General features: G+C 48.7%; 1 protein-coding gene. It reads left to right on the top strand.

Translation table 11 applies throughout. The features are described 5' to 3' along the window. On the top strand, nt 1–232 hold a 232-nt coding region (locus tag HFD99_RS25345; RefSeq protein ID WP_167441113.1), incomplete at both ends, for a condensation domain-containing protein.

The raw sequence follows: 232 nt of genomic DNA, 5'->3' as shown, positions 1-232 counted from the left end.
ATTATCTGCAGGAGGTCAAAGAGCATGCGCTCCGTGCGTATGAGCATCAGGACTATCCGTTTGAAGAACTGGTTGAAAAACTGAATGTAACGCGGGATACGAGCCGGAATGCGCTGTTTGACACGATGTTTGAGCTGAAAACAATGGAGCAGCAGGAGTTCGAGCTGAAAGGTCTGACCTTGAGCTCCTATCCACTGGACAATCATACGGCCAAGTTTGATCTGAGCTTGGA

The organism is Paenibacillus sp. EKM301P (genome assembly GCF_011800295.1).
GTDB lineage: Bacteria > Bacillota > Bacilli > Paenibacillales > Paenibacillaceae > Paenibacillus > Paenibacillus polymyxa.
Note: the sequence above shows the minus strand (reverse complement) of the source record. Positions and strands in the feature narration are given on the sequence as shown.